At 40.7% G+C, this 9,588-nt stretch carries 8 protein-coding genes and 1 pseudogene; 7 read left to right on the top strand and 2 right to left on the bottom strand.

Features of this window, described 5'->3' with window-relative positions; genetic code table 11:
- Nucleotides 1–38: 38 nt before the first annotated feature.
- The 7 genes and pseudogenes from CU635_RS12270 to CU635_RS12300 all read left to right on the top strand — a co-directional run bounded on the left by CU635_RS12270 (nt 39) and on the right by CU635_RS12300 (nt 8,043).
- Complete coding sequence (locus tag CU635_RS12270) at nt 39–1,259, top strand: acyl-CoA dehydrogenase family protein (RefSeq protein WP_101577667.1); 1,221 nt, start codon at nt 39–41, stop codon at nt 1,257–1,259.
- A 610-nt stretch (nt 1,260–1,869) separates the two neighbouring features.
- Complete coding sequence (locus tag CU635_RS12275) at nt 1,870–2,172, top strand: hypothetical protein (RefSeq protein ID WP_101577668.1); 303 nt, start codon at nt 1,870–1,872, stop codon at nt 2,170–2,172.
- Nucleotides 2,173–2,280: 108 nt separating this feature from the next.
- Nucleotides 2,281–3,714, top strand: coding sequence for a purine-cytosine permease family protein (locus CU635_RS12280; RefSeq protein ID WP_101577669.1), 1,434 nt, complete (start codon nt 2,281–2,283; stop codon nt 3,712–3,714).
- Nucleotides 3,715–3,848: 134 nt separating this feature from the next.
- On the top strand, nt 3,849–5,177 hold the full coding sequence (locus CU635_RS12285; protein ID WP_101577670.1) for a glucose-6-phosphate isomerase: 1,329 nt from the start codon (nt 3,849–3,851) through the stop codon (nt 5,175–5,177).
- A 194-nt stretch (nt 5,178–5,371) separates the two neighbouring features.
- Nucleotides 5,372–6,786: pseudogene (gene gndA / locus CU635_RS12290) on the top strand (NADP-dependent phosphogluconate dehydrogenase).
- Between the two features lie 369 nt (nt 6,787–7,155).
- Nucleotides 7,156–7,488 (top strand): metal-sensitive transcriptional regulator, encoded by a 333-nt coding sequence (locus CU635_RS12295; protein WP_101577671.1) that lies wholly within the window; start codon nt 7,156–7,158, stop codon nt 7,486–7,488.
- 372 nt (nt 7,489–7,860) lie between these two features.
- The gene (locus CU635_RS12300) at nt 7,861–8,043 is read left to right on the top strand and encodes a hypothetical protein (protein WP_101577672.1); all 183 of its coding nucleotides are present in this window, start codon (nt 7,861–7,863) and stop codon (nt 8,041–8,043) included.
- A gap of 516 nt (nt 8,044–8,559) precedes the next feature.
- Here CU635_RS12300 and CU635_RS12305 read toward each other — a convergent pair.
- Entirely contained in the window at nt 8,560–8,685 is a 126-nt protein-coding gene (locus CU635_RS12305) for a GapA-binding peptide SR1P (RefSeq protein WP_101577673.1), read from the bottom strand.
- Nucleotides 8,686–9,104: 419 nt separating this feature from the next.
- The coding region (gene hxlB / locus CU635_RS12310; RefSeq protein WP_101577675.1) for a 6-phospho-3-hexuloisomerase at nt 9,105–9,588 on the bottom strand (484 nt) is incomplete at its 5' end.

Raw genomic sequence — 9,588 nt, forward strand, 5'->3', positions numbered from 1 at the left:
TGAACTTATGACTAAAAAACTAATGGAGAGTGATGAATATGACAGTCAATAACATTGTTTTAGAAGAAGGAGTCATGCAGATTCCAAGTTGGTGGAAGGTTCCCCCAGGTTATGAAAAACTTCAAGAAACGGCTCATTTGCTCGGAAAAAATGAGTTACTGCCCCGGGCCTCCACTTCTGATCAGCAGAGCTGTTATCCCCGTGAGAGTTTAAGAAAAATTGCGGATGCTGGATTTGCTGCAGTGACCATTCCAGCTGATGATGGCGGGCTTGGAGCTGGCTTTACAGGGTTCGCAATTTTATCTCAAAGTTTTGCCCAATATTGTGCTTCTTCAACGATGTGCTGGGTGATGCACACTGCAGCGGTACAAACACTGTATACAGCAGGAACCGATCAACAGCGACAGCGATATATCCCAGGTGTGCTGAAGGGAGAAATCGGTGGATTGGCATTCAGTGAACCGGCAACAGGAAGCCATTTTTGGAACGTAGTCAGTGAAGCTCCGCGGCATGGGGACGGCTATTTGTTGAATGCAGATAAATCATTTGTCACAAGTGCTGGGGAAGCAGATTGGTATGTTGTTGCCACATCTTTTCCGAACAGCGTTGAGTCGGATAAGTTAATGTTTTTACTGGTGAATAATAATCAGGAAGGGGTTGAATCCTTTCCATTTTCAGCCATGGGTCTGCGTGGTAACTCCAGTGGTCCGATGAAATTCAAAGATGTGTTCGTTCCTAAAGAGGACCGCCTTGGTAGTGAGGGTGGTATGAATTATTATAATGATAATACAATCGATCCCCTGTTTTTGTTAGGAACTGCTGCTTGCTGGACCGGTATTGCTCAAGGAGCGCTTAACGCTGCGATTGATGGTGCCAAGAAAAAGGTTCACGCAGATACAGGGAAATCTGTTGCAGGATATCAGGTCATACGTCACGAACTGGCCAAGGCTCAAATTTTGGTAGATAGCGCTAGAGCCATGTTGTACCGAACAGCGGAGGGCATGGACAATACCATTCAAAATGGGCGTGCACTATCGGAATGCCTTTATCCACTATGGCAACTAAAAACCCATGCCGCTGATATTGTTATCCAGGTAACCAACCAGGCACTGCAAGTATCAGGCGGCAGAGGCTATCTGACAGGTCAAGTGGAAAAATTCTTGCGCGACGGTCGGGCCGGGGCGATCATGGGTCCTACTAATGAAATCTTGCGTGAGTGGATTGGTAAAACCCTGATTGAAGTTCCTTGGTTTGAATAAAAAGATAAGGAGTTTATATGACCGCGCATATCAGTGTTGATAACTCCATTTTATAAAATCTTGTATATGTAATAGGAAAAAGTCTTTAAATCGAAAAAAATTTTGGAGCAAAGTTCTGGGGCCCCCTTCTACCAAACTTTGCTTTTTCAGTGTTTCTAATGATGAAGCGGGAGGAACCTATACAATTTGCACCTTTTGGACTTGCTCAGCTGCCTGTGTAGACAGAAATAATGTGGTGACGCCTAAAAGAAAGCAGTCTCTGATCAGATCTACGTAATGAGTTTTTCTGGAATTTTCACTTGTCTCGATAATTGGGAAAACCAACTAGGCTTTGTTTACCCGTTTATGCAATTATAGGATTAATCTACAATTTCGAGTAATTGAGATCCGGGGGATCATGGTAGTTCAGAAGTTTAATGAAAAGTTCGGTAGCAAATAAACAAGGGGGGACGCCGGATATGTAGTATGAACGAAAATTATTTTTGAACACATAATGGTTATTGTGAAGGGTTTAATCTTATTAACTTCCCAACATGACTATCGGTATAACGGTGAAGTGTCAGGGGTATTCATTTCCTAACTTACAATTATATGATGGAGTGTGAAAAATATGAATACTAAAGTTATTGTCTTGGAAAAGAAAGCACAAGATGATGTGTTAGAAATGAGAGAACATGTTGGTGTAATAGAACCAGCAGAGTATGATTCGAGAGTTACAGACGATGTAATTTTAAGAAATACACGTTCAGAAGATTCATTTATCAAGCAATTATATGCTGATTTAAACACGCGCATTGAGGAATTTGAAGGGCAGGAATCGGAGGTTAAAAGAATAACCTTATTGGATTTTTCAGTTCCGTTATTTTTAGTTTTTGCTATCAGTCTTTATTTGATCTACCTGATATGGAATTAAAACGCCAAAAGTAAAACTTATAATCTTTGATTTCTCAGATATCAGCATTGAGGAACTAAGGGAATAACTTTTTTATAAAATTAAAGCGCTTTCTTAAGGAGGGATTTTATGAGTAGTAATGATTCATCTATCTCAAAAGAGGTTGCATTTGGGTTTTTGCCTGCACAAAAAAGTGATAGAGTTTTAGGGTTTTGGAGTCTTTTGCTTATTCAACTAGGAACAGGCTTGTCTTGTTTCAGCCTGCTTACCGGGGGATACACAGGCATAATGTTAGATGCTAAAGATTCCATCGGTGCCATTTTATTTGGAAATGCAATTCCGATGTTATTAATTGCCCCGATTGCCGTTTATTTCGCTAGATATGGGGTGGATACATTTGTCGGGTTTAGAAGTTCTCTGGGCTATCTTGGATCGAATTTCCTCTGGGTGTTGTTTGCCGTAACGACTTTAGGATATACGGCTTTTACGATGTATATGTCTGGTCAAGCAATTGTTGAGATATTAAGAATGTTCCATACAGATAATATATTCACAGTAAACAGTTTCGGGGTTCCTTTTTTTTCAGTTTCGTTGATTCTTCTCTGTCTTTTTATCACTGCAAAAGGTCCTGTCGTCATTAAGTATTTCAACTGGATTGGCGCTCCCGCCATGCTTGTACTTATTTTGGTCCTACTTGGAGTGGTTTTATTTGTACAAGGATTGGATAAGGTCTTTAGTCTACAGCCTGCAGAACCATATGAAACTGTCAGAAGATCATTTTCAACGGCGATCGAGCTAAATGTCGGTCTTGCATTTTCTTGGCTGCCATATTTAGGACAATACAGCCGTCTCGGCAAAACTGAAAAAGGTGCATTTAACGGGGGATTCCTAAGCTATGGCATAGGATTATGCATTGCAGCTGTTTTAGCCGTTTTTATGACTTTGCTCACTGGATCTTTAAATCCAACAGACTGGATGCTGGAAATCGGCGGTACAGCCCTTGCGGTGCTGGGCTTAGGACTTCTAATATTAGGAAATGTGACTGCGGCCATCTTCTTCATGTATTCCCAAGCCATCAGCTTTAAAACGGTATTCCCCAAACAGAAATGGGCGATTGCTATGGGTACCAACATACCTGTAATATTATTAGTCCTTACTCCAGCTTTTTATGATTCTTATAATATTTTTATATTATTCATTTCATTTATCATGTCAGTATTAGGTGGTATTGTTGTTTCAGATTTCTTCTTTGTTAAGAAACAGACCATATCAGTACGTGATCTTTACAACACAAATGGAATATATAAATACTGGCATGGTATTAATCCTTCAGCAGCGTTAAGCATGTTTGTTGGGACCGTTTTCTATTGGTATATGTATAATCCTTGGTTGGATGAGCCAAGTTATCTTTTCTACTATGTTACTGCCGGTATCCCAACATACTTTGTAACGGGAATTTGCTACTATGTTTCTTCAAAGTTTATTTTTATTACAAAAGCCAATAAAGGTGGCCAGCTTAATATCGACACCAATACACCGGGTTTTATGAAAAAGAACCTGTGATTATTTATTTGAGTATATTTTCGCATGACCTCAAGAAAACAAGTCAATAACTAGCGGACTAGACATTCATTGAAAAAAAGGAACCAACACTGGAACAAATAAATGCACTTACTATAAAGAAGGGAAAATGTCATATGTCGATCTCTTTTGATTACTCGAATGCCTTGTCATTTATGAAAAAAAGTGAAGTGGACCAGCTGGCCGATTTCGTACATGTGGCCCATAACCGGCTTCATGAGAAAAAAGGTCCAGGTTCCGACTTTCTCGGTTGGGTAGATTGGCCGATCCGTTTTGTTGAAGGTGAATTTGTACGTGTCAAACAAGCGGCCGGGAGGATTCGAAGCCACTCGGATGCCTTGATCGTGATTGGCATCGGCGGATCCTATCTAGGCGCAAGGGCGGGCATCGAAGCATTGGCCCATACTTTCCATAACCAGATGGACGGAAGGACACAGGTCTATTTCGCCGGACAAAACATCAGTTCCACCTATGTCTCCCACCTATTGCAGCTGCTGGACGGCAAGGATATCGCCGTGAACGTTATCTCCAAGTCCGGGACGACAACGGAGCCAGCGATTGCCTTCCGCATTTTCCGGGAGCTTCTGGAAAAGAAGTATGGGAAAGACGGGGCAAGGGAGCGCATTTTCGTCACCACCGATCAAGCGAAGGGTTCCTTAAAGCAGCTTGCCGACAGGGAAGGGTATGAAACCTTTGTGATTCCGGATGACATAGGAGGGCGCTACTCGGTACTGACTTCAGTCGGCCTCTTGCCGATGGCGGCGGCCGGGCTGGATATAGATCAGATAATGGAGGGAGCCAAGGCAGCCTACCATAAATACGACAACCCGGATGTGCTGTCGAATGAGTGCTATCAGTATGCGGCCGTACGAAATGTCCTATATGGAAAAGGGAAAACAGTGGAATTGCTTGTGAATTATGAACCATCCCTACACTATGTATCCGAATGGTGGAAGCAGTTGTTTGGCGAAAGCGAGGGGAAGGACCAAAAAGGCCTCTTTCCTGCATCATTGGACTTCACGACGGATTTGCATTCGATGGGGCAATATGTACAGGAAGGGCAGCGCAACCTGTTGGAAACCGTGCTTCAGGTTACCAAACCAAAAGTGGAAATGACGATTGGGGGAGATCCGGAAAATATTGACGGGTTAAATTTCCTGGTCGGTAAGACGATGGACGAAGTAAACAAAAGTGCCTTTCAGGGAACCATATTGGCCCATGTGGAGGGAGGCGTGCCCAATACGGTTGTGACACTGGATGAAATGAATGAATATACCTTTGGCGAGCTGGTCTACTTTTTCGAAAAGGCCTGCGCCGTTAGCGCCTACCTCATGGGTGTAAACCCGTTTGACCAGCCGGGAGTCGAGGCTTACAAGAAGAATATGTTTGCCATACTCGGCAAGCCCGGATTTGAAAAAGGGAAAAAGGAACTTGAGAAGATTTAACGATTAGTTTATTAAGCGTTTCCTTGAAAAAAGCATGGCTCAACGGAGGGAATACATTTTTTGAGGACGAGTTGATCGTAACCAAATAGTACTGTTGGTGAAATGCCCATTTGTTTAAAGTATTCGCAATAGGCGACAATGGACGCGTAATAAAGTTTAGGGAGTATAATTGACATCTCGAAGGGGCGGGTTATATGACAAAACAACAAATCGGTGTAATCGGTTTAGCAGTTATGGGAAAGAACCTTGCATTGAATATTGAAAGTCGCGGTTATTCTGTTTCTGTGTACAACCGTTCCTCCGACAAAACGGATGAGTTCTTAGCAAAAGAAGGAGAAGGAAGAAGGATTGTTGGCACAAATAGCATCGAAGATTTTGTTAATTCATTGGAAAGACCTCGCAAGATTTTGTTAATGGTGAAAGCAGGGGCACCAACAGATTCAACGATTGATTTGTTGAAACCTCATCTTGATAGAGGAGATATTTTAATCGATGGTGGAAATACATTTTTCGACGACACAATTAGGCGTAATAAAGAATTAATTACCACTGGCATTCATTTTATTGGCACGGGTGTTTCAGGTGGGGAAGAAGGGGCATTGACAGGCCCTTCAATTATGCCGGGTGGCGAGGAAGAAGCGTACACGATGGTAAAGCCAATTCTAGAAGCAATCTCAGCAAAAGTGGACGGAGAACCTTGTTGTACATACATCGGTCCTAATGGTGCCGGACATTATGTGAAAATGGTGCACAACGGAATCGAGTACGGGGATATGCAGTTGATTTCGGAAGCTTATTTTATAATGAAGCATACACTTTGCCTAAGTGCATACGAACTTCATGAAGTGTTTGCAGAATGGAACAAAGGTGAATTAGACAGTTATTTGATAGAAATTACAGCAGATATCTTCTCGAAGGTGGATGAAGCAACTGGAAAACCACTAGTTGACTTGATTTTAGACACAGCAGGACAAAAGGGGACAGGTAAGTGGACAAGTAAAAGTGCATTGGACTTAGGAGTTCCTCTTCCCATTATTACAGAATCGGTATTTGCCCGTTATATTTCTGCGATGAAAGAAGAGAGAGTCAAGGCAAGTAAAATCTTAAGGGGGCCGCACGACAGAGCCTTCGAAGGTAACAAAGAAGAATTGATTGAAGCAGTTCGCAGAGCTTTGTACATGAGTAAAATATGTTCATACGCCCAAGGTTTTGCGCAAATGCGGGCTGCATCTGAAGAATACAACTGGGACCTTCGCTACGGAGATATTGCGATGATTTTTCGTGGTGGCTGTATTATTCGTGCGCAATTCTTACAAAAAATAAAAGACGCTTATGACCGTGTACCTACTTACAAAACTTATTGATCGACTCATATTTTAAAGAAATCATAGAAAGCTATCAATATGCATTGCGCCATGTAATCATTGTGGCAATTGAGCGAGGAATTCCAGTACCGGCATTCTCGAGCGCATTAGCCTACTATGATAGCTATCGCGCAGAAAAGTTACCGGCAAACCTGCTGCAAGCACAACGCGATTACTTCGGTGCTCACACTTACCAGCGCATCGATCAGCAAGGCATTTTTCATACCGAATGGTGTGGAAAGTAATTTTAAAGTATCCCAGCACTCTGTATAATGCACAGTGTTGGGATAGTATGGAATGTAATTGATCATGTCTTTGAAGTATTAGGTTGTTCTTGTTCGCGTTATTCATATTTTTGTATAAACAAGTTATATAGTTTAATAGAGATGTTAATAGCGCAAAAAATGCTGTCGACTTTTGATATTACCTCCCCTATAGTGATCGGAACCCAAAACTTCCCGTTTATGTCATTGTGCTCTTCACATTCCTTAATTCTATCCATGATCAATTGATCTCGTTTTGTAATGGTATTAAGACAAATTAAACTATTTGTTAATTCGATGTTTCCAAATTATTGAAGGTTATTGTATTATAAGAAAAAGGGGGAGGATTTTATGAAGGTTGATCTTTATTGTTCACAAGAGGAATTACAAAGTGAAAGTTCCGACCGGAAAAGTCATCATTCAATACACGTAAAAAAGAATTTAGTGACGAGACTGAACCGTATTGAAGGTCAAATTCGCGGAATTAAGGGTCTAATTGAAAAAGATACGTATTGTGATGACATCATTACCCAAATATCAGCCGCTCAATCAGCCTTGAATGGGGTTTCGAAACTGCTATTGGAAGGTCATCTAAAGGGCTGCGTTTTAGACAGGATACAAGATGGTGACCTGGAAGTTTTAAATGAAGTTCTCTTAACGATCGAAAGAGTTATGAAGAAATAATAGGATGCAGATCCACCGTTTATGAATTGAAATTTTGGTTTCATCTATGAGCATTCGGACTCAGATACATTTAACGTCGCATTTTAAACCTGATTGCCGTTATAAAAAGTTCACTTCTATATACTGTTTTTTTATTAATATATAGTTTTGAAACATATCTTATATGTTTTAAGGAACTCCGAAATGAAAGCCCTTTCATAACTTTTTTATAATTTGAAAGAATCATAATGCAAAAGCGACATAGTGGTGATAGGAAGGCGGAGAGTTACGGAAAATTCTTTTTTAACTTCATAATTAGGCATAATCATCAGGGACAAAAGTAGGAATTGACTTATATTATGTCGAAATAAAGGAGAAGGGAGGAGTGTAATAATGACAAATCAAGGAGAATTAAATAAAGATGTTGCAGAAATTATAAAGGAGCTTATTGATTCCAGAGTTACAGCGTCCAGTATTATTGCCATTGTCAATTTACTGATTGATAAAGGAATTATTAATTCAGATGAGTATCAAACTGAGTTCAGAAATATATTAAAGGGCATGGATAATGAGTAGTAATATAAGGTATTAATATATGAGGTCCATAAAATTGTAAAATAACATGAGATTGCCTTATGAATAACTGACAACCCAAGAAAAGGTTTAATAATAACGAATTGAACGAGATCAGCCCAGGTTTAGCCACTTCAACAATAAGTACAGGAGGCTATATATAATTTGTCACTAAAATACCAATACTTTTTGTAACTTTAACCTGGCACTTGGCTATGGATGGGTGCAATGCCTTAGTGCGTCTTAAAATGGTTTAAGGAAACAGCATCGATTCCTCAATTTTAAACCAGTCTGTGAAAGTGCTAAAACCGTACCATCCGGGATTGGAGGACTGATATTCTTACCGTATCTGACAGGGAAGAGAACCTCTCATTTGAATCCAAGGGCAAAAGCTATTTTTTGGCCGATTTACAATAACGACGAAATATTGGGGAATTTAACCGAATTAATTGGTGTGCAAAAACCCGACTTCATATCGACATCGGGTTTCTTTGCAAGAAAATTCCACCGTGCATGTATTTAATGATCATGTTCATCTGTCATATCTTCCGAACAACGTACACATTCTGAATATTGCACAATTACTTTTTCATCCTCAAAATGTTCAATTATGGAATCACAGTGTCGACATACAATAGTCCCCATTTTCTCAATCTCCTTCTAATTGCCAATTTGATACTGAGTTCATCAAATCAAACTCAATATTACAATTACATTCTCCACTTGTATGGGATTTTATAAACACAATTCCTTTTTAGGTTTTGTTCTGCCTCACTCATATGACAATATTGTGAAAAACAACAAGTAAAAGAATAATGACAGAGGAAATAGGTTATAAACAGTTGTACATTTATTCACACTGCATTTGAAGGTGCATGATTCTGTGAAAAATTACTGCCCTGCATTGATTATATAAGCGTTTTGAAATGTATCTGAATCCTTAGTAACGAAACTGGCTTATTCAGGTTAACAATAAGATCTATCAAAAGAAGCCAAGCATGTATTGCAAAGCTTAGCTTCTTTTATTACAGGACATTATCACATCTGTTGACTTGGCTTTTTTTCTACTCCAGATTGGCATGTCTTCCGTACATGACCCCGGATTCCAATCCCTTCTTATCCATCAGCCTCAGTACGATGGCATCGTAGAATACAAGGAGGCTTTGTTCGAACAATGAGCCCATCGGCTGTATCGTATTATAATCACTGTCTGCTCCCGCCTTGGGCTTGGCCGGAAGTTTAATGGTAAAGTCGCTCAATCTGCCAATCGTTGACTCAGGGGCAATCGTCGCCAGGGCCGTGGCTGCCCCTATGCTTGTCGCCTTTTCTGCCATGGCCACCAGGCTTGTGGTCTCCCCGGAACCTGAACCGATGATGAGTATGTCCTCTTTTTCCAGGCTCGGGGTCACCGTTTCACCTACAACATAGGCGTCCAGCCCCATATGCATCATTCGCATGACGAACGATTTGGCCATGAACCCGGACCTGCCGGCGCCGGCTACGAATACCTTCTTTGACTCAAGGATCCTGTCCACCAGTCTTTCGGCT

The organism is Bacillus canaveralius (genome assembly GCF_002860125.1).
GTDB lineage: Bacteria > Bacillota > Bacilli > Bacillales > Cytobacillaceae > Bacillus_BJ > Bacillus_BJ canaveralius.